Origin of the sequence: Castellaniella denitrificans (genome assembly GCF_042653765.1) — a bacterium.
Taxonomy (GTDB): Bacteria; Pseudomonadota; Gammaproteobacteria; order Burkholderiales; family Burkholderiaceae_B; genus Castellaniella; species Castellaniella denitrificans.
The window spans coordinates 38,410-56,352 of sequence record NZ_JBHSEZ010000003.1 but is presented as its reverse complement, the minus strand read 5'-3'; the positions used below and the strand labels follow the sequence as shown (position 1 = coordinate 56,352).

Sequence of the window (17,943 nt, the reverse complement as noted above, 5' to 3'; positions counted from 1 at the left end):
GGGGGGGGGGCGGGTCAGAGCCGTTCGATCACGGTGGCGGTCGCCATGCCATGGCCAATGCACATGACCTGCAGGCCGAACCGGCCGTCGCGCTGGCGCAGGCCGGCGAGCATCTTGGCCATGAGGCCGGCGCCCGTGGCGCCCAGTGGATGACCGTGGGCGATGGCGCCGCCCCAGGGATTGCAGCGGTCCGGGTCGGGCGCGAATTCGCGCATGAAGCACAGGGCGACACTGGCGAAGGCCTCGTTGACCTCGATCCAGTCCAGGTCCCGGATCGACAGGCCCGCCCGCTCCAGCGCCAGGCGGGTGGCGGGGATGATGCCGGTCAGTTGCATCACCGGGTCGGAGCCGGCCGCGACCCGGGCCAGGAAGCGCGCCCGCGGCGTCAGGCCCAGCGCCTGCGCGGCGGCGCGGCGGCCGACCAGGACGGCGGCCGCGCCGTCGGACATCTGGCTGGCGTTGGCCGCCGTCACCCGCCCGTCCCCGGGGGCGCGGAAGACCGGGGCCATGCCGCGCACCCGGGCCTCGTCCACCGGTGCGCGGATGCCCTCGTCGGCGGCCAGCGCGGCGGGTCCGGCGCCGCCGCCGAGGCCGGGCATGGCCAGGATTTCCGTGTGCAGCCCGGCGGTGCGCGCGGCGTGGGCGCGGCGGTGGCTTTCGATGGCGTAGTCGTCCAGTTCACGGCGCGAGAGACGCCAGGATTGCGCGATGCGTTCCGCGCTTTCGACCTGGTGCGGGATGGGGAAGCGCGCCAGCAGGTCGGGATGCAGCCCGTCGAAGCCCTGGAAGGGCCGCTGCCCCAGGGTCAGGTCCAGGAACATCGGCACCCGGCTCATGCTCTCGACCCCGCAGCCGATGGCGAAATCCGCGTCGCCGCAGGCCACGGCCTGCGCCGCGGCGTGGACGGCGTACTGGCTGGAGCCGCACATCCGGTTGATCGTGGCCGCCGGGACGGCGGCCGGCAGGCCGGCCAGCAGCACGGCCTGCCGGGCGATGTTGCCACCCTGTTCGCCGGCCTGGCTGACGCAGCCTGCCAGCACGTCGCCCACCCGGTCGGCGGGCAGCCCGGACCGGACCAGGGATTCGCGCAGGACCGCGGCCAGCAGTTCGTCGGGGCGCATGTCGCGCAAGGCGCCGTTGCGCCGGCCGAACGGCGTGCGCACGGCCGCCAGGATGACGGCTTCGTCGGGAGAGGCGGGGCGTGGGGTCATGAGCGTCCTTGGGCGTGCGCGCGTTGCAGTTCGCGGGCGATGATGTTGCGCTGGATTTCGCTGGTGCCTTCGTAGATCTGCAGCACCTTGGCGTCGCGGAAAAGTTTTTCCACCGGGTATTCGGTCGAATAGCCCATCCCGCCGAAGATCTGGATGGCTTCCGTGGCGGCCCACATGGCCGCGTCGGCGGCGAAGGCCTTGGCCGCCGACGCTTCCAGGGTGCCGGGCAGGCCCTGGTCGAGGCGCCAGGCGGCCTGGTAGGTCAGCAGTCGGGCGGCTTCGAGCTTCATGCGCATTTCGGCGAGCTTGTGGGCGATGGCCTGGTGCTCGATCAGGCGCTTGCCCATGCTGGCGCGCTGGCAGGCGTAGGCCAGCGATTCGTCCAGGCAGCGTTCGATCAGCCCCACGCCGAAGGCGGCCACCATGGGGCGGGAATGATCGAAGACCTGCATGGCCAGCGCGAAGCCGCCGCCTTCCTCGCCCAGGCGCTGGTCCGGCGCCACCGGGACCCGGTCCAGGAAGACTTCGCAGGTGGGCGCGCAGCGCTGCCCGAGCTTGCCCAGGGGCGGGCCCACGGTCAGCCCCGGGCTGTCGCGGGGCACGATGAACGCGCTCAGGCCGCGATGCCCGGGTTCGGGGCCCGTCCGGGCGAAGACGACGAAGAATTCCGCCAGGTTGGCGTTGGAGATCCAGGTCTTGGTCCCCGAGAGCCGATAGCCGTCCGCGGTCCGTTCGGCCCGGGTCCTGATGCCGGCCACGTCCGATCCGGCGTCAGGCTCGGTCAGGGCGAAGCTGGCGCGCGCCCCCCGGGCCGCGGCGCCCAGATAGCGGTCTTGCTGGGCCTGGGTGCCGGCCAGCAGGATGGGCGCCGTGGCCAGCGCGTCGATGCACAGCGCGGTGCCGATGCCCAGGCAGCCGTGGCAGAGCGCTTCGGTGACCAGCACGAGCTCCAGGCATCCCAGGCCGCCGCCGCCGGCCGATTCCGGCAGGGTGACGCTCGTCAGCCCCAGCGCCCGGGCCTGCTGGTGGACGGTTTCGGGGAATGTCCGGCTGCGGTCGGCCTCGGCGGCGCGCGGCGCGATTTCCCGGGCCGCGAACGTGCGGGCCAGGGTCCGGATCGCCTCCTGTTCGGGACTGAGCTGAAAGTCCATCGGGTCGCCTCCTTGCGTCCGGTCGTCTGTTTTTCTCCCGGAATGGGTTCCCGGGCCGAGGGTGCGGATAGGAATTCCGGCCGGCCCGCGATCCATCCCCGATGTGCCTGAATTGCCAATGCACGGAATCCGTTTCCGGCGGGCCCGCGGCCCGATGGCCGGCCGCTGGAACTCAATCGGTTCCCTTGAATCAGGGGAACATGGGGGTCATGCTAATGGACGAAACCTGCCTTGTGGATGGCAAAATCAGTCTGTTTATTGATGATTTCTGCCAATCCAGCGGATCGGTTCGCCGGGGTCATGCCCAGGCGGATCGGCCGTGCCGACAGGACGATGGCCATGACCTCCCCGACGATGACGGTGCCGATCGGCATGATCACCCAGATGCTCGACCGGCTGGGGCATCCGCCCGGCGCCGCGTCCGAGGCCGTCGCGCGCGCGGGCATCGCTCCCGCCTTGCTGGCGCGTCCCTCCGCCCGGGTGACGGTGGAACAATTCGCCGTGTTCTACCGGGCGCTCGTGGTCCAGATGGACGACGAGACGCCGGGCCTGTTCTCGCGGCCGCTGCGGGGCGGGACCCTGAAGTTCCTGTGCCTGGGCCTGGTGGGCGCGCCCAGCCTGCGGGTGGCGCTGCACCGTTTCTGCTGCTTCTTCCGCCTGGTGCTCGACGACCTGGCGTTCCGGATGACGGCCTGCGAGGGCGTCGAGGGCATCGTGATCGAGGAACGCCGGGACCTGGGCGCGCAGCGCGTGCTGATCCTGGAATTGATGCTGCTGCTGATCCAGGGCATCGCCTCGTGGATGGCGGAGCGCCGGCTGCGGTTCGTCCGGGTGGATCTGGCGTATCCGCCGCCGCCGCACGCGGACGAATACCTGAACATGTATGCCGGGCCGGCCGTTTTCGGGCGGCCGGCGACGATGCTGGTGTTCGAAGCCGGGACCCTGGATCTGCCGGTCCGTCAGGACAAGGCCGCCGTGTCCGCCTTCCTGAGGCGCGCGCCGACGGACTGGATCCGTCCTCCGGCCGGCGAGCGCCTGCTGACCCACCGGGTCAGGGATCTGTTCGAGGCCCGGCTGAGCCGGCCGCCCTCGATCCCGGAAGTCGCGCGTGCGCTGCACCTGTCGCCGCGCACGCTGGCCCGGCGGCTGGATGCGGAAGGCACGCATTTCCAGGCGATCAAGGGCGCGGTGCGCCGGGACGCGGCCATCGTCCGGCTGCTGTGCACGGACCTGCCCATCGCGACGATCGGCGCGCAACTGGGCTTCGAGGATCCGGCCGCCTTCAACCGGGCCTTCCGCCAGTGGGCGGGGATGCCGCCCGGGGGATACCGCAAGGGCCGGCCCTGAACCGCGCTTCACGCGCCGCCCGCCCGTGGACTACACTAGGCGGCAGAACTTCCCAATCCCGCGGGCGTGCGCCCGAACACCATGAATACCTGGCTATCCTTCCTGCAGGGCGGCGTCCTGCAGCTGGGCCCATGGGCCTTGCTGGCGGTCACGCTGGCGCTGACCCACGTCACCATCGTGGCGGTGACCCTGTACCTGCACCGCAGCCAGGCGCACCGGGGGCTGGACCTGCATCCCGCCGTGGCGCATTTCTTCCGTTTCTGGCTGTGGCTGACCACCGGCATGGTGACCCGCGAATGGGTCGCCATCCATCGCAAGCACCACGCCCGCTGCGAGCGGGAAGGCGACCCGCATTCGCCCGCCGTGTTCGGCCTGGCCCAGGTCTTCTTCCGCGGGGCGGAACTCTATCGCGACGAGGCCCGCAACGCCGAAACCCTGGCGCGCTACGGCCACGGCACGCCCGACGACTGGATCGAGCGCACCCTGTACAGCCGCCACAACCTGCTGGGCGTGGGCCTGATGCTGGTCCTGGACCTGGTCCTGTTCGGCGTCGTGGGCCTCACGGTCTGGGCGGTGCAGATGGCCTGGATCCCCTTCTGGGCGGCCGGCGTGGTCAACGGTCTGGGCCACGCCTGGGGCTACCGCAATTTCGTCTGCCCGGACGACAGCACCAACGTGGTGCCCTGGGGCCTGCTGATCGGCGGGGAGGAACTGCACAACAACCACCATGCCTACGGGACCTCGGCGAAATTTTCCTCCCGCTGGTACGAGTTCGACCTGGGCTGGGCCTACATCCGCATCCTGCAGGCCCTGGGCCTGGCCCGGGTGCGCCGGGTCGCGCCCCGGCTGCGGCTGCGGGCGCCGGAAGCCGCCGGTCCGCTCGGACTGGACCAGCTCCAGGGCATCATCGTCCACCGCTACGAAGTCCTGGCCTGCTATTCCGGGGTGGTCAAGGCCGCCGTCGCGCACGAACTCAAGGCCCTGAAGCTGCGCCACCGGCGCGGCGAGCGCCTGTTGCTGCGGCGCTGCCGCAAATGGCTGGTGCGCGACGCCGCCGCGCTGGCGCCCCGCGAACAGGCCCAGGTGGAGCGCGCCCTGTCGCTGGCGCCCGCGCTCTCCACCGTGGTGCAGATGCGCCGCGAACTGGCCGCCCTGTGGGAATCTTCCAGCGCCAGCAGCGAGCAGTTGCTGGCCGACCTGCGCGCCTGGTGCCTGCGCGCCCGCGCCAGCGGCATCGAAGGCCTGGAACAGTTCGCCCTCCGGCTTGGACGCTACGCCGCATGACCCCTGCAATGCTCGAAGGACTGAATCCGCAGCAGCGGGCCGCCGTCACCTTGCCCGCCGAACACGCCCTGGTGCTGGCCGGCGCGGGCAGCGGCAAGACCCGCGTTCTGACCACCCGCATGGCCTGGCTGATCCAGACCGGGCAGGTCGGCCCCCACGGCCTGCTGGCCGTCACCTTCACCAACAAGGCCGCGCGGGAAATGCTGACGCGGCTGTCCGCGCTGCTGCCCATCAACACCCGGGGCATGTGGGTCGGGACCTTCCACGGCCTGTGCAACCGGCTGCTGCGCGCGCACCACCGCGAAGCCGGGTTGCCGCAGGCCTTCCAGATCCTGGACAGCGCCGACCAGCTCTCGGCCATCAAGCGCATGCTGAAGGCCGCCGGCATCGACGACGAGCGCTTCCCGCCGCGCGACGTGCAGCGCATGATCAACGGCGCCAAGGAAGACGGCCTGCGCCCGGGCGACCTGGACGCGCGCGACGCCCACGCCCGGCGGCTGGCGGACCTGTACCAGCGCTACCAGGACCAGTGCGAACGCGAGGGCGTGGTCGACTTCGGTGAACTGCTGCTGCGCGCCTACGAACTGCTGCAGCGCGAGGCGCCGATCCGCGAACATTACCAGCGCCGCTTCCAGCAGATCCTGGTCGACGAATTCCAGGACACCAACGTCCTGCAGTACCGCTGGCTGATGCTGCTGGCGGGCGCGCATACGCCGGTGTTCGCGGTGGGCGACGACGACCAGTCCATCTACGCCTTTCGCGGGGCCAACGTCGGCAACATGGCCGACTTCGAACAGCGCCACGCCCAGGGCCGAGTCATCCGGCTGGAACAGAACTACCGTTCGCACGGCCACATCCTGGACTCGGCCAACGCCCTGATCGCGCACAACAGCAACCGCCTGGGCAAGAACCTGTGGACCGACGCGGGCGAGGGCGAGCCCCTGCGCGTGGTCGAGCAGGCGTCCGACGCGCTGGAGGCGCAGTGGCTGGTGGACGAGGTCCGCGCCCTGATCCGCGAGGGCCGCCCGGCCCACGAGATCGCCATCCTGTACCGCAGCAATGCCCAGTCGCGCCCCATCGAGCACGCCCTGTTCTCCGCCCGCGTGCCGTACCGGGTCTACGGCGGCCAGCGCTTCTTCGAGCGCCAGGAGGTCAAGCACGTCCTGGCCTACCTGCGCCTGATCGACAATCCGAACGACGACACGTCCTGGATGCGGGTGGTGAACTTCCCCACGCGCGGGATCGGCGCGCGCACCCTGGAACAGCAGGCCGACATGGCCGCGCAGCAAGGCACCAGCCTGGCCGGCGCGGTCGCCTTCGTGCCGGGCAAGGCGGGCGCCAGCCTGGCGCGTTTCGCCACCCTGATCCGCGAACTGGCCGAGGAGGCCCGCACGCTGGACCTGCCCGAACTGATCGGCCACGTGGTGCACCACAGCGGCCTGGAAGCCCATTACCGGGCCGACCGCGAAGGCCAGGACCGCCTGGAAAACCTGCAGGAACTGGTCAACGCGGCCGCCGCCTTCGTAGCCGAGGAAGGTTTCCAGGGCCTGCCCGCCGGCCGGATTCCCGAGAGTGCGGCCATCGCCGCCGAGCCGGCGTCCGGCCCGGATCAGGATCCGGACCCGGCCTTCGGCGCCGGCGCGCAGCCATCGCCCGCCGTCATGTCGCCCCTGGGGGCCTTCCTCAGCCACGCTTCGCTGGAGGCCGGCGACAACCAGGCCCAGGCCGGCGAGGACGCCGTGCAGCTCATGACCGTGCACGCGGCCAAGGGCCTGGAATTCGACGCGGTGTTCATCACCGGGCTGGAAGAGGGCCTGTTCCCCCACGAAAACAGCCTGCTGGACCCGGGCGGCCTGGAAGAGGAACGCCGCCTGATGTACGTGGCCATCACGCGGGCGCGCGAACGCCTGACGCTGACCCTGGCGCAAAGCCGCATGCTGCACGGCCAGACGCGCTACGGCATGCGCTCGCGCTTCCTGGACGAGATCCCGGAAGAACACCTGAAATGGATCACCCCGCGCCAGCGTCCGGCCGCCGCCCAGCCGCCCTGGAGCGGCGCCTTCCGGCGCGGCCTGGGCGGCTGGCAGGGCGAGGCGGGCAGCACCTTCGCGCCGCGCGCGCCCCGCGCCCAGGCGGCCGGCGTCACGGTGGGCGAGCAGTGCTTCCGGATCGGCATGGGCGTGCGCCATGGCCGCTTCGGCGAAGGCACCGTGGTGGCGCTGAGCGGCAGCGGCGCCGACGCCCAGGCGCGCATCGAATTCCGCGACGCCGGCACCAAGACCCTGGCCCTGGGCGTGGCGAAGCTGGAAGTCATGGACTGAAACCGGGCTTCCTCGGCCGTCGCCGCCGGACTGGCGGTTTTCCTTGCGGGTGGACCCAATGACTAGGGAAATCCCCAGGGCGAGGTCTATACTGATCCTGGAAATTCGACTGCGGATTCGCCATGGGGTCTTTCAAGTTCGAACAGCATCCAGCGATGTATTTTGCGGATTTCGTGCTGTATCCGCTGGCGATCGCGGGCGGGTCGGCCGTGCTGGTCTGGCATTCGCACGGTTCGGCCGGGGCGCTGCTGGCGGCCGCGGTCCTGGGCTTCCTGGCCTGGAGCCTCGTCGAGTACGCCCTGCATCGATTCATCCTTCACGGGCTGCGGCCCTTCAAGAACTGGCACGAGACGCACCACGAACGTCCCTTCGCGCTGATCGGCTCTTCCACGCCGGTCAGCATGGCGGCGTTCGCCGTATTGGTGTTCTGGCCCTTGTCCGCCGCCGCCGGGCTGTGGATCGCCCTGGCGGCGACGCTGGGCATGACGGCCGGCTATCTGCTGTACGTGGTCGTCCACCACGCCACGCATCACTGGAAGGCCCGGCCGGGTTCCTGGATGCTGGCCCGCAAGCGCGACCATGCCCGGCACCATCGGCCGGGCGCCGAGGGCTGGTACGGCGTCACCACGCCGTTCTGGGACCATGTCTTCGGGACCGATGAATCCGCGGGCAAGTCCTGACGCACCGTCCCGGACCGGCGCGCACCGGGCGCTTCCACGGCCGTTCCGGATCCTCGGGGCCGGGCTTGCCCGGCCGGCCGGTCAGCGCCGGGCCCAGCGCCGGTGCAGCCGCTGCGCGGTGGCGTCCAGCAGGAAGCCCAGCGCCCCGATCAGCACGATCACGGCCATCAGTTCGGAATAGGCCAGGCGATCGCGCGTGTCCAGGATGAAATAGCCCAGGCCGGAACTGACGCCCAGCATCTCGCAGGGCACCAGGATGATCCAGACGATGCCGATGGCCAGGCGCAGTCCGGTCAGCATGTGGCCCAGGGAGCCGGGAATCACGATCTTCCAGAGGATCTCCGAACGCGTGGCGCTCAGGCTGCGCGCCAGCATCAGCCAGCGCGGATCCAGCTGCCGCACGCCCGCGCTGGTGTTCAGGATGATGGGCCAGACGGCGGCGAAGCTGAGCAGGAAGTAGATCGGCGCGTCGCCGATGCCGAACAGCATCACCGCGACCGGCATCCAGGACAGGGGCGAGACCATGCGCAGGAACTGGAAGGCGCCGCTGGTGGCCAGCTCCAGCTTCTGCGAGGCGCCGATGGCCAGCCCCAGGGGGATGCCGAACACCAGCGCCCAGAACAGGCCCACGGCCACGCGCCGCAGGCTGACCAGGGTGTGCATCGTCAACTGATTGTCCAGCACCAGGTGGACCAGGCTGGGCAGGGCCTTGAGCGGCGAGAACAGGCCGGCCATGGCCGTTTCCTCGCCGATCATGCCGATGCCGGCGGCCCAGAGCAGCAGCAGGACCAGCAGCCCGCCCAGGCTCAGGGCCAGGCGTCTGTGGGCGGGCAGCGGAGAGGTGCGCGTTTTCATGGGCTCGGGGTCCGTTCGGGCCGGTCTAGGCGACCGAGAAGGTTTCCGTGCGCGTGTAGCCCTCGATGCCGAAGGCGGCCGGCCCGCCCTGGGCCTCGATGGCCTTGCGCACGTAGCGGTCGTCCACCAGGTCGCGGGCGACCTCGGCGGGATCCAGGTCCTTCAGGAAGGCGTTCTCGCCCAGCACGTAGGTGGTCTTCAGCAGCTCCACCAGCTTTTCCGTGTAGCTGGGGAAGGGATAGGGCTGGAAGTCGATGCGCTGCTCCTTCCAGCCGGTGTGGCGGATCGCGCCGCTGCGGGCGTATTCCGCATCGCGCTCGGGCGAGGCCAGCAGCACTCGCGCCAGCGTCGAATGCTCGTGCGGAGTGTAGTCGGCGGGGTTGCCGCGTTCCAGGATCTTCACGGTCTCTTCGCGGTGGCCGCGCGTCCAGGCTTGCGCCTCGACGATGGCGTCGACGACCTTCTGCGACCATTCGGGGCGTTCCTGCAGGTCGCGCTCGTGCATCGTCACCACGCAGCAGGCGTGGTTGCGCCAGACGTCGCCGGTGAAGCGCCAGACCTTGCCCACGCCCAGCTCCTCGGCCTTGGCGTTGAACGGCTCGGCCACGATGTAGCCGGAAATCCGCTTCGAACCCAGGGCGGGCAGCATGTCGCCGGGCGACATGACCACCAGCTTGACCTGCTGCTTCGTCGGCTCGCCGTCGCTGATGAATTCCAGCCCGGCCTCGCGCAGCATGGCCTGCAGGACGATGTTGTGCACCGAATACCAGAACGGGATGGCGACCGTGGTGCCGCCCAGGTCGGCGAGACCGCCGATGTCGGGCCGCACGGTCAGGCAGGAGCCTTCCATGTGGTTCCAGGCGACCACCTTGGCCGGGGATTTGCTGCCGTAGCGCGACCAGATGGTCATGGGCATGAGCAGGTGGACCACGTTCACCTGGCCGCTCAGGAAGGCCTCGACGATCTGCGACCAGCTGCGGAAGCGGCGCGGCTTTTCCACCCGCAGTCCGCGCTTCTCGAACAGGCCGTTGTGATGGGCCACCAGCAGCGGCGTGGCGTCGGTGATCGGCAGATAGCCGATGCGCACCGGCGCGTCGGGCTCGGCGGCGCGGGCCGCCCGCCCCGCCTGCAGCAGCGGCAGGGCGCCCGCCATCGTGAACAGCGAGGACAGTTTCAGGAACTGCCGGCGGCCGGCCAGGGCGCTGGCGGCGGCGCCGCAGCAGGGATCGATCGGTTTCAGGGTCATGATGCCAGGTTGGGTTTGGGAGGGCGGGCGGCGCGCAGGGCCTGCAGGATCTCGACGCGCAGCGCGGTGAGGCGGGGATCGGTTTCGTCGCGGGGGTGGGGCCGGCCGGGCCGCCATTGGCCGATCAGGCGGCCCGGCTGGCCGCCCAGCAGCAGGATGCGGTCGGCCAGCAGCAGGGCCTCGTCGATGTCGTGGGTCACCAGGATCGCGGCGGCGTGGTGGCGTGCGCTGATTTCCAGCAGCAGGGTCTGCATTTCGCCGCGGGTGACTTCGTCCAGGGCGCTGAAGGGCTCGTCCAGCAGCAGGATCTCGGGCGCGCGCGCCAGGCTGCGGGCCAGGGCGGCGCGCTGGGCCATGCCGCCCGACAGCTCGTCCGGATAGCGCGTCCGGGCCTGCGCCAGGCCGACCTCGGCGATGGCCTGCTGCACGCGCTGGCGGCGCAGCGCCTCGTCCAGCCGGGGCTGGTGGTGGAAATCCAGGCCGAAGGCGACGTTCTCCTCCAGCGTCAGCCAGGGCAGCAGGCAGGGATCCTGGAAGACGAAGCCGACGTCGGGGGCGGGGCCGGCCAGGTGCCGGCCGCGCAGGCGGACCTGTCCGGCCAGCGGCCGCTGCAGGCCCGCCAGCACCCGCAGCAGCGAGGACTTGCCGACGCCGCTGGGGCCCAGCAGGGCGACGATCTCGCCCGCCTGGAGCTCCAGGGAGAAATCCTGCAGGATGCGATGGGAGCCGGCGCCCGGCCGCGCGTAGCCCAGGGCCACGCCCTCGGCGCTGAGCACGCCGGCCTCGGCGGTGGCGGGCTCGGTGATCGGGTCGGGAAACGCCGTGGCGAGGCTCATCGTTCAGGCCGCCTGCTGTTCGAGCGCATGGATTTCCTTGCGCAGGTGCTTCAGGGCCGGCGTCACGATGGCGACGAACAGGGCTTCGCGCAGGCGGCGCTGGGCGGGATGGCTCATCAGGTAGCCGGCGGCGCCCGCGTGCAGGGCGGCCGACTGCGTGGCCCGCAGGCCCAGTTCGGACGCCCGGGCGCGGGCGCGCAGGATGTCCAGGAGCAGCGCGTCCCGGTCCAGGCGGGCCAGGCGCGCGGTTTCCGCCAGCAGGGCCTGGAGATCCCGTTCCAGCGTGTCCTCCTGGTCGTCCAGGTAGGTGTTGACGTGGCTCAGGCGCTGGTTGGTCGCGCGGATGGTTTCCAGGCTGGCCCGGACCAGCCCCAGGCCCATGCCGATCTGCATCAGCAGGAAGCCGGGCTTGATGCGGCCGATGTAGTCCTCGAAGGCCGCGGGCTCGGCCAGCACGTCCTGCGGAGGAATCCAGGCGTTCTTCAGGTGCACGCCGTAGGTGCCGGTGCCTTCCATGCCGGCGAAGGCCGGGCAGGGGCGCAGCGTGAGCGCGGGCGAACCCGGCGGCACGGCGAACATGATGTAGCCGCCTTCTTCCACGGCCGCGGCGGCGATGACCAGGTGGTCGGGCCCCAGGTTCGAGACCCAGGGCAGGGCGCCGCTCACGCGGTAGCCTTCGCCGTCGCGCCGCGCGCGCAGGTTGATGCGTTCGATGCCGGCGAGATGCTTGACGCAATTGGACATGCCGGTGCCGGCCAGGACCTCGCCCCGCGCGATGGGGGCCAGGTAGCGTTCGCGCGCGGCGGCATTGTCCGTCTGCTGGAAATACCAGGCGCAGGCCGACTGGCACCAGGCCAGGAAGGCGGTGGAGCCGCAGACGCGCCCGACTTGGGCGATGATCTCGATCTGGGCCGCGAGGTCCAGGCCCAGACCGCCCGATCCGGCGGGCAGCGCGGCGCCGAAGCCGCCCAGGCGGCCCAGCGCGCGCATGAAGTCGCCCGGATACCGGCCCTGGTCGATGGCTTCCGCCTGGGGCGCCAGGGCGTCCCGGATCAGGGCGTCGATGCCATCGCCATGGACGGCGGGCAGCAGGTCGGTGGACATGCGGGCCTCCAGGATCAGGCGTAGGCCTGCAGTTCCGGGTTGATGGGGGTGCGGGCCAGGTTGTTGGCGTAGTTGCACAGCGTGGCCAGGCTCACGCCCAGCACCACGTCCAGCGCCTGGGCGTCGCCGTAGCCGGCCGCGCGCAGGTCGGCCAGGGCTTCGTCGGGCACCTGGCCGCGGTGTTCCAGGACCTGCAGCGTGAATTGCGCCAGGGCGTTGAGCCTGGGGTCGGACAGGGCCTGGGTGCCGCGCAGGGCCTCGACCAGTTCCTGGGGCAGCTGCAGCTTCTTGTAGGCGAGCTTGGTGTGGCCGGCCACGCAGAAGCCGCAGCCGTTGTAGGCGGCGGCCGTGATCTGCACGACTTCGCGTTCGGTGGGGGTGAGGCTGTTGCGGCCGTTGATGGCGCCGACGACCTGGTAGGTTTCCAGGGCGGTGGGCGCGTTGGCCAGGACGCCCAGCAGGTTGGGCAGGAAGCCGTTGGCCTGGGCGGCGGCGCGCAGGCGGTCCTGGGCTTCGGCCGGGGCGGATTCGACGGATTGGATGGGGAGGCGGCTCATGGCGGCGGATCTTCTGAACGGGAAGTTATAAGACCCGTCCATTCTAAGGATCGCCGTTCACATGCCGAACGAATATAAGAGTATTAAATTATTCAGCCTTGGAATATGTAGGAAATCAGGGCTTCCCGGACTCGCCCAGCGCCTCGATCTCCGTCTGCAGGTCCAGCCAGTCTTCCTCGTGGCCTTGCAGGGCCTTGCTCAGTTCGCCGTGCTCGGCCATGAGGCCGGGGCGGGCGTCCTTGTGGGCGTCGGTGTAGAAATCCGGATCGGCCATCAGCGCGTCCAGTTCCGCCAGCCGGGCCTGGGCCTGGGCCATCGCGTCCTCGACCCGCTTCAGGCGCGCCTCCAGCGGCTTGCGGCGGGCGGCCAGTTCCTGCCGCGCCTGGGCCTGCTCGCGGCGCTGCGCCTTGCGGTCCTGGCTCGGGGCCGGCGCCGCCGCGCGCGCGACCTGGTTGCGCTGCGTCTGGCGCTGCTGCAGCCAGTCGCGGTAGTCCTCCAGGTCGCCGTCGAAGGGCTGGACCCGGCCGTCGGCGACGATCCAGAAGCTGTCCACGGTGGTGCGCAGCAGGTGCCGGTCGTGGGACACCAGCAGCACGCTGCCGGGGAATTCCGCCAGCGCGCGCGCCAGGGCCTCGCGGGTGTCCACGTCCAGGTGGTTGCTGGGCTCGTCGAGCAGCAGCAGGTTGGGCTTGCGCCAGACGATCAGGGCCAGGGCCAGGCGCGCCTTCTCGCCGCCGGAAAAGGGCGCCACCGGCTGGCTGACCATGTCGCCGCCGAAGCCGAAGCCGCCCAGCATGTTGCGCAGTTCCTGCTCGCGCGTGTCGGGGGCGATGCGCACGAAGTGCTGCAGCGGGCTCAGCTCCGGGTCCAGCACGTCCAGCTGCTGCTGGGCGAAATAGCCGATCTCCAGGCCCTTGGCCGGGCGGTAGCCGCCCGCCAGGGGCGCGAGTTCGCGGGCCAGGGTCTTGACCAGGGTGCTCTTGCCGGCGCCGTTGACGCCCAGGATGCCGATGCGGCTGCCGCCGCGCACCATCAGGCTCACGTCCTCCAGGATGGTGCGCGCCGCGCCGCCGCCGTCCGCCGGGTAGCCGAGGGCGGCGTCCTCCAGCGTCAGCAGCACGTCGGGCGTCTGCGCGGGTTCGGGCAGGCGGATGTCGATGCCCGATTCCACAGCCAGCGGCGCCAGGGTCTGCATGCGCGCCAGGGCCTTGACCCGGCTTTGCGCCTGCTTGGCCTTGGTGGCCTTGGCCTTGAAGCGGTCGATGAAGGACTGCAGGTGGGCCGCCTCGCGCGTCTGGCGCTGGATCGCCAGGCGGTTCTGGCGCAGGCGCTCGGCGCGCTGTTCCAGGAAGGATTCGTAGCCGCCCTTGTAGCGCACCAGCGACTGCTGCTCGAAATGCAGGATGACGCGCGCGACCGCGTCGAGGAATTCGGTGTCGTGGGAAATCAGCAGCACCGTGCCCGGATAGCCGGCCAGCCAGCGCTCCAGCCACAGCATGGCGTCCAGGTCCAGGTGGTTGGTGGGCTCGTCGAGCAGCAGCAGGTCGGACGGCGCCATCAGCGCGCGCGCCAGGGCGATGCGCATCTGCCAGCCGCCGGAAAAACTGGCGACCGGACGGGTCCATTCGTCGGGGGCGAAGCCCAGGCCGGCCAGCAACTGCTCGGCGCGCGAGGGCGCGCTCCAGGCCTCGGCCTCGACCAGGGCGGCCTCCAGCTCGGCGATCGCCTGGCCCTGGTCGGGGCCCAGGGCGGCGCGGCGCGCCTGCAGTTCCCGCAGGTGATGGTCGCCGTCGATGACGAACTCGCGCGCGGGGCGGCCGGTGTCGTGCAGGATCTGCTCGACGCTGGCCAGCCGCCAGGATGCCGGGATGTCCAGCGTGCCGGCGTCCGGATCGATCTGTCCCTGCAACAGCGAGAACAGCGAGGACTTGCCCGCGCCGTTCTTGCCGACGATGCCGACGCGCTCGCCGGGATGGACGACGAATTCGGCGTTTTCCAGCAGGACCTTGACGCCGCGCCGCAGGGTCAGGCCGGCGGCGCGGATCACGGGGCCAGCTGCGCGCGGCGCAGCAGCAGGATCTGGCCGGTGGTGGCCGCGGTGTCCAGCCAGACGGGGTCCAGTTCGGGGAAGGCGGCCTCGAAGTGCGCCCGCTCGTGGCCGATTTCCAGCACCAGCAGGCCCTCGGCCGTCATGAAGCGGGGCGCATCGGCCAGGATGCGGCGCACCAGGTCCATGCCGTCGGCGCCGCCCGCCAGCGCCAGCCGGGGCTCGTGCCGGTATTCGGGCGGCAGCGCCTTCATCGACTGCTCGTTGACGTAGGGCGGATTGCAGACGATCAGGTCGTAGCGGCGGTCCGCCGGCACCTGGGCCAGCAGATCGCTGCGCAGCGCCTGGACGCGGTCCCCCAGGCCGTGCAGTTCGATGTTGGACTGCGCGACCGCCAGGGCGTCGGCGGACACGTCCACCGCGTCCACGGCGGCGTTGCCGAAGGCGTGGGCCGCCAGGATCGCCAGGCACCCCGAGCCGGTGCACAGGTCCAGCACCCGGCCGACCGCGTCCGGATCGTCGATCCAGGGCGCCAGGCCCTCGGCCAGCAGCTCCGAGATGGGCGAGCGCGGCACGATCACGCGCTCGTCCACCAGGAAGCGCTCTCCCTGCAGCCAGGCCTCGCCCGTCAGGTAGGCCGCGGGCTTGCGCGTGTTGATGCGCTCGTGGATCAGGTCGACGCAGCGCAGCCGCTCGCGTTCCAGCAGGCGCGCGTCCAGGAAGGGGTCGAGCGTGTCGGGCGGCAGGTGCAGGCCGTGCAGCAGCAGGTAGGCGGCCTCGTCCCAGGCATTGTCGCTGCCGTGGCCGAAGACCAGGCCGGCGGCGTGGAAGCGGCTGATGGACCAGCGCAGCAGGTCGCGCAGGGTCAGGAGTTCGGTGTGTGGGGAGGGCATGGTGTGCGTGAGGGAGATGATCGGCCGCGCCCGTCCGGCGCGCGGACCGGGACGGACGAGGGTCAGGCCAGCAGCTTTTCCAGCGTGCGGCGGTAAATGTTCTTCAGCGGCGCGAGGCTGTCCAGGGGGATGTGCTCGCCCGTCTGGTGGATGGTCCGGTTCAGCGGGCCGAATTCGACGACTTGCGGACAGATCCGGGCGATGAAGCGCCCGTCCGAGGTGCCGCCCGTCGTGGACAGTTCCGCCTGGACGCCGGCTTCCTCGGCGATGGCGGCCCGCAGGGCGTCGCACAGTGTACCCCGGGGGGTCAGGAAGGGCAGGCCGCCGATCGTCCAGTCGATGCCGTAGTCCAGGCCGTGGCGGTCCAGGATCTCCGCCACTCGCGCCCGCAGCCCCTCGGGCGTGCTGGCGGTCGAGAAGCGGAAGTTGCAGTCGATCGTCGCGGCGCCGGGGATGACGTTGCCCGCCCCGGTGCCGGCGTGCAGGTTCGAGACCTGGAAGGTGGTGGGCGGGAAGTATTCGTTGCCTTCGTCCCAGCGGGCGGCGGCCAGCTCGGCCAGGGCGGGCGCCAGTTCGTGGATCGGATTGCGGGCCAGGTGCGGATAGGCCACGTGCCCCTGGACGCCGCGCACCGTGATCCGGGCCGACATCGAGCCCCGGCGGCCGTTCTTGATCGTGTCGCCCAGCGCCTTCGCCGAGGTCGGCTCGCCGACGACGCAGAAGTCGGGCCGCTCGCCGCGCGCTTCCAGGACGCGGCAGACGTGGACGGTGCCGTCGGTCGCCGGGCCTTCCTCGTCGGAGGTGAGGAGCAGGGCGATCGAGCCCGGATGGCCGGGATGGGCGGCGATGAATTCCTCGACCGCGACCACGAAGGCGGCGATCGAGGTCTTCATGTCGGCGGCGCCCCGGCCCGTCAGCATGCCGCCGGCTTCCGTGGGGACGAAGGGCGGGCTGGGCCATCCGGCTTCGGGCCCCGGGGGCACGACGTCCGTGTGGCCCGCGAACACCAGCAGCGGCGCCCCGGCGCCGCGCCGCGCCCAGAGGTTGCTCACCGGGCCGCTGGGCAGCGATTCGCAGGCGAAGCCCAGCGGCCGCAGGCGTTCGGCGATCAGGTCCTGGCAACCGGCGTCGTCCGGCGTGACGGAGGGGCGGGCGACCAGGGCGCGGGCCAGGTCGAGGACGTCGGTGTCGGCCATGCGTGCGATTCCTTGAACCGTGTGGACGGGCCTCAGGCCCGCAGCAGGTCGTTGATGCTGGTCTTGGCGCGGGTCTTCGCGTCCACCCGCTTGACGATCACCGCGCAGGCCAGGCTGTGGCTGCCGTCGGCGGCGGGCAGGGAGCCGGGTACCACCACGGACCCGGCCGGGACCCGGCCGTAGTGGATCTCGCCGGTGGCGCGGTCGTAGATGCGCGTGCTCTGGGAAATGAAGACCCCCATGGCCAGCACGGAGTTTTCCTCGACGACGACGCCCTCGACGATCTCGGAGCGCGCGCCGATGAAGCAGTTGTCCTCGATGATGGTGGGGCCGGCCTGCAGGGGTTCCAGCACCCCGCCGATGCCCACGCCGCCCGACAGGTGGACGTGGCTGCCGATCTGCGCGCACGAGCCCACCGTCGCCCAGGTGTCCACCATCGTGCCTTCGCCCACGCGCGCGCCGATGTTGACGTAGGAGGGCATCAGCACCGCGTCGGGCGCGATGTAGGCGCCGCGCCGCACCGTGGCGGTCGGCACCACGCGAAAGCCCCCGCGCTGGAAGTCGTCCGGGCCGTAGTCCTGGAATTTCAGCGGCACCTTGTCGTAGTACAGCTGGGGCGCCTGCCCCATGACGCGGTTGTCGGCCAGGCGGAAGGACAGCAGCACGGCCTTCTTGATCCATTGATGGACCCGCCACTGGCCGTCGATCTTTTCCGCCACGCGCAGCGTGCCGTCGTCCAGGCCCCGGATCGCTTGTTCGACCGCGTCGGCCAGGTCGGAGGGGAACTGGCCGGGACGCAGCGATGCCCGGTCTTCCCAGGCGGTTTCGATCAGGTTCTGGATGGCGGTCTGCATGGTGGGCGGCTCAGGAAAAAAATTGAACCGGAAATTTTAACAGCGTGCGGTCCGCCCGTCGCAAGACCCGTTCAACCGCCTGTCAACAGGCTGGATTTGAATCGGTGGTCCATATTGCATGGTGTGCCGCGCGGAAGCGGCGGCCGTGGGTCCGGCGGCGCGCGGAAGCGGCTTGATGTAGGATGGGGGGGCGCAAGGGCCCGCGGCGCCGTGGTGCGAACGGAGAGACTTGAACTCTCATGCCTTGCGGCGCCAGAACCTAAATCTGGTGCGTCTACCAATTCCGCCACGTTCGCCAGGCAAGCTGATCATTATAACGTGATTCGACCGGGCGCCCTTGGGGCCGGGCGGAAAGCGGGCG

General features: G+C 70.9%; 16 protein-coding genes and 1 tRNA gene. 4 read left to right on the top strand and 13 right to left on the bottom strand.

Annotated elements, in window-relative coordinates; genetic code table 11:
• Positions 1-14: 14 nt before the first annotated feature.
• From ACFO27_RS05755 to ACFO27_RS05745, 3 genes are all read right to left on the bottom strand, one after another.
• Positions 15-1,211, bottom strand: coding sequence for a thiolase family protein (locus ACFO27_RS05755; RefSeq protein ID WP_376816473.1), 1,197 nt, complete (start codon positions 1,209-1,211; stop codon positions 15-17).
• Positions 1,208-2,362 (bottom strand): acyl-CoA dehydrogenase family protein, encoded by a 1,155-nt coding sequence (locus ACFO27_RS05750; RefSeq protein WP_376816472.1) that lies wholly within the window; start codon positions 2,360-2,362, stop codon positions 1,208-1,210. Before ACFO27_RS05750 ends, ACFO27_RS05755 begins: the two co-directional genes overlap by 4 nt.
• A gap of 212 nt (positions 2,363-2,574) precedes the next feature.
• Complete coding sequence (locus tag ACFO27_RS05745; protein WP_376816471.1) at positions 2,575-2,703, bottom strand: hypothetical protein; 129 nt, start codon at positions 2,701-2,703, stop codon at positions 2,575-2,577.
• Here ACFO27_RS05745 and ACFO27_RS05740 point away from each other — a divergent pair.
• The 4 genes from ACFO27_RS05740 to ACFO27_RS05725 all read left to right on the top strand — a co-directional run bounded on the left by ACFO27_RS05740 (position 2,702) and on the right by ACFO27_RS05725 (position 7,994).
• Positions 2,702-3,709, top strand: coding sequence for an AraC family transcriptional regulator (locus ACFO27_RS05740; protein ID WP_376816470.1), 1,008 nt, complete (start codon positions 2,702-2,704; stop codon positions 3,707-3,709). The two genes, ACFO27_RS05745 and ACFO27_RS05740, sit on opposite strands and share 2 nt — an antisense overlap.
• An 81-nt stretch (positions 3,710-3,790) precedes the next feature.
• Positions 3,791-4,993: a DesA family fatty acid desaturase gene (locus ACFO27_RS05735; RefSeq protein WP_376816469.1), complete on the top strand. Its 1,203-nt coding sequence runs from the start codon at positions 3,791-3,793 to the stop codon at positions 4,991-4,993.
• An 8-nt stretch (positions 4,994-5,001) separates the two neighbouring features.
• Entirely contained in the window at positions 5,002-7,314 is a 2,313-nt protein-coding gene (locus ACFO27_RS05730; protein WP_376816529.1) for a UvrD-helicase domain-containing protein, read from the top strand.
• 122 nt (positions 7,315-7,436) lie between these two features.
• Positions 7,437-7,994: a sterol desaturase family protein gene (locus ACFO27_RS05725; protein ID WP_376816468.1), complete on the top strand. Its 558-nt coding sequence runs from the start codon at positions 7,437-7,439 to the stop codon at positions 7,992-7,994.
• 81 nt (positions 7,995-8,075) lie between these two features.
• Here the strand turns inward: ACFO27_RS05725 and ACFO27_RS05720 are convergent, their stop codons facing one another.
• The 10 genes from ACFO27_RS05720 to ACFO27_RS05675 form a co-directional block, all read right to left on the bottom strand.
• Complete coding sequence (locus ACFO27_RS05720; protein ID WP_376816467.1) at positions 8,076-8,849, bottom strand: ABC transporter permease; 774 nt, start codon at positions 8,847-8,849, stop codon at positions 8,076-8,078.
• Positions 8,850-8,874: 25 nt separating this feature from the next.
• Positions 8,875-10,095 (bottom strand): ABC transporter substrate-binding protein, encoded by a 1,221-nt coding sequence (locus tag ACFO27_RS05715; protein WP_376816466.1) that lies wholly within the window; start codon positions 10,093-10,095, stop codon positions 8,875-8,877.
• Positions 10,092-10,931, bottom strand: a complete 840-nt coding sequence (locus tag ACFO27_RS05710; protein ID WP_376816465.1) for an ABC transporter ATP-binding protein — start codon at positions 10,929-10,931, stop codon at positions 10,092-10,094. Before ACFO27_RS05710 ends, ACFO27_RS05715 begins: the two co-directional genes overlap by 4 nt.
• A 3-nt stretch (positions 10,932-10,934) precedes the next feature.
• Positions 10,935-12,035 carry an acyl-CoA dehydrogenase family protein gene (locus ACFO27_RS05705; RefSeq protein WP_376816464.1) on the bottom strand — a complete coding sequence of 367 codons (1,101 nt, stop codon included), beginning with the start codon at positions 12,033-12,035 and terminating at the stop codon, positions 10,935-10,937.
• A gap of 14 nt (positions 12,036-12,049) precedes the next feature.
• Positions 12,050-12,592 (bottom strand): carboxymuconolactone decarboxylase family protein, encoded by a 543-nt coding sequence (locus ACFO27_RS05700; protein ID WP_323025636.1) that lies wholly within the window; start codon positions 12,590-12,592, stop codon positions 12,050-12,052.
• 115 nt (positions 12,593-12,707) lie between these two features.
• A complete protein-coding gene (locus ACFO27_RS05695) occupies positions 12,708-14,639 on the bottom strand; it encodes an ABC-F family ATP-binding cassette domain-containing protein (protein ID WP_376816463.1) in 1,932 nt (643 codons plus the stop codon).
• Entirely contained in the window at positions 14,636-15,532 is an 897-nt protein-coding gene (prmB, locus tag ACFO27_RS05690; protein ID WP_376816462.1) for a 50S ribosomal protein L3 N(5)-glutamine methyltransferase, read from the bottom strand. The genes ACFO27_RS05695 and prmB overlap by 4 nt, the downstream gene beginning before the upstream one ends.
• 62 nt (positions 15,533-15,594) lie before the next feature.
• Positions 15,595-16,728 carry a succinyl-diaminopimelate desuccinylase gene (dapE, locus tag ACFO27_RS05685; RefSeq protein ID WP_376816461.1) on the bottom strand — a complete coding sequence of 378 codons (1,134 nt, stop codon included), beginning with the start codon at positions 16,726-16,728 and terminating at the stop codon, positions 15,595-15,597.
• A 32-nt stretch (positions 16,729-16,760) separates the two neighbouring features.
• Positions 16,761-17,582: a 2,3,4,5-tetrahydropyridine-2,6-dicarboxylate N-succinyltransferase gene (gene dapD, locus ACFO27_RS05680; RefSeq protein WP_376816460.1), complete on the bottom strand. Its 822-nt coding sequence runs from the start codon at positions 17,580-17,582 to the stop codon at positions 16,761-16,763.
• 211 nt (positions 17,583-17,793) lie between these two features.
• Positions 17,794-17,878, bottom strand: a tRNA-Leu gene (locus ACFO27_RS05675).
• Between the last annotated feature and the right edge of the window lie 65 nt (positions 17,879-17,943).

What these genes read in the sequence shown, in the direction of transcription:
- ACFO27_RS05705 (WP_376816464.1), bottom strand. Translation starts at nt 12,035, where the DNA reads ATGTCCACCGACCTGCTGCCCGCCGTCCATGGCGATGGCATCGACGCC.
- ACFO27_RS05725 (WP_376816468.1), top strand. Translation starts at nt 7,437, where the DNA reads ATGGGGTCTTTCAAGTTCGAACAGCATCCAGCGATGTATTTTGCGGAT.
- ACFO27_RS05720 (WP_376816467.1), bottom strand. Translation starts at nt 8,849, where the DNA reads ATGAAAACGCGCACCTCTCCGCTGCCCGCCCACAGACGCCTGGCCCTG.
- dapE (WP_376816461.1), bottom strand. Translation starts at nt 16,728, where the DNA reads ATGGCCGACACCGACGTCCTCGACCTGGCCCGCGCCCTGGTCGCCCGC.
- ACFO27_RS05740 (WP_376816470.1), top strand. Translation starts at nt 2,702, where the DNA reads ATGACCTCCCCGACGATGACGGTGCCGATCGGCATGATCACCCAGATG.
- ACFO27_RS05700 (WP_323025636.1), bottom strand. Translation starts at nt 12,592, where the DNA reads ATGAGCCGCCTCCCCATCCAATCCGTCGAATCCGCCCCGGCCGAAGCC.
- ACFO27_RS05730 (WP_376816529.1), top strand. Translation starts at nt 5,002, where the DNA reads ATGCTCGAAGGACTGAATCCGCAGCAGCGGGCCGCCGTCACCTTGCCC.
- ACFO27_RS05755 (WP_376816473.1), bottom strand. Translation starts at nt 1,211, where the DNA reads ATGACCCCACGCCCCGCCTCTCCCGACGAAGCCGTCATCCTGGCGGCC.
- dapD (WP_376816460.1), bottom strand. Translation starts at nt 17,582, where the DNA reads ATGCAGACCGCCATCCAGAACCTGATCGAAACCGCCTGGGAAGACCGG.
- prmB (WP_376816462.1), bottom strand. Translation starts at nt 15,532, where the DNA reads ATGCCCTCCCCACACACCGAACTCCTGACCCTGCGCGACCTGCTGCGC.
- ACFO27_RS05750 (WP_376816472.1), bottom strand. Translation starts at nt 2,362, where the DNA reads ATGGACTTTCAGCTCAGTCCCGAACAGGAGGCGATCCGGACCCTGGCC.
- ACFO27_RS05715 (WP_376816466.1), bottom strand. Translation starts at nt 10,095, where the DNA reads ATGACCCTGAAACCGATCGATCCCTGCTGCGGCGCCGCCGCCAGCGCC.
- ACFO27_RS05710 (WP_376816465.1), bottom strand. Translation starts at nt 10,931, where the DNA reads ATGAGCCTCGCCACGGCGTTTCCCGACCCGATCACCGAGCCCGCCACC.
- ACFO27_RS05735 (WP_376816469.1), top strand. Translation starts at nt 3,791, where the DNA reads ATGAATACCTGGCTATCCTTCCTGCAGGGCGGCGTCCTGCAGCTGGGC.
- ACFO27_RS05745 (WP_376816471.1), bottom strand. Translation starts at nt 2,703, where the DNA reads ATGGCCATCGTCCTGTCGGCACGGCCGATCCGCCTGGGCATGACCCCG.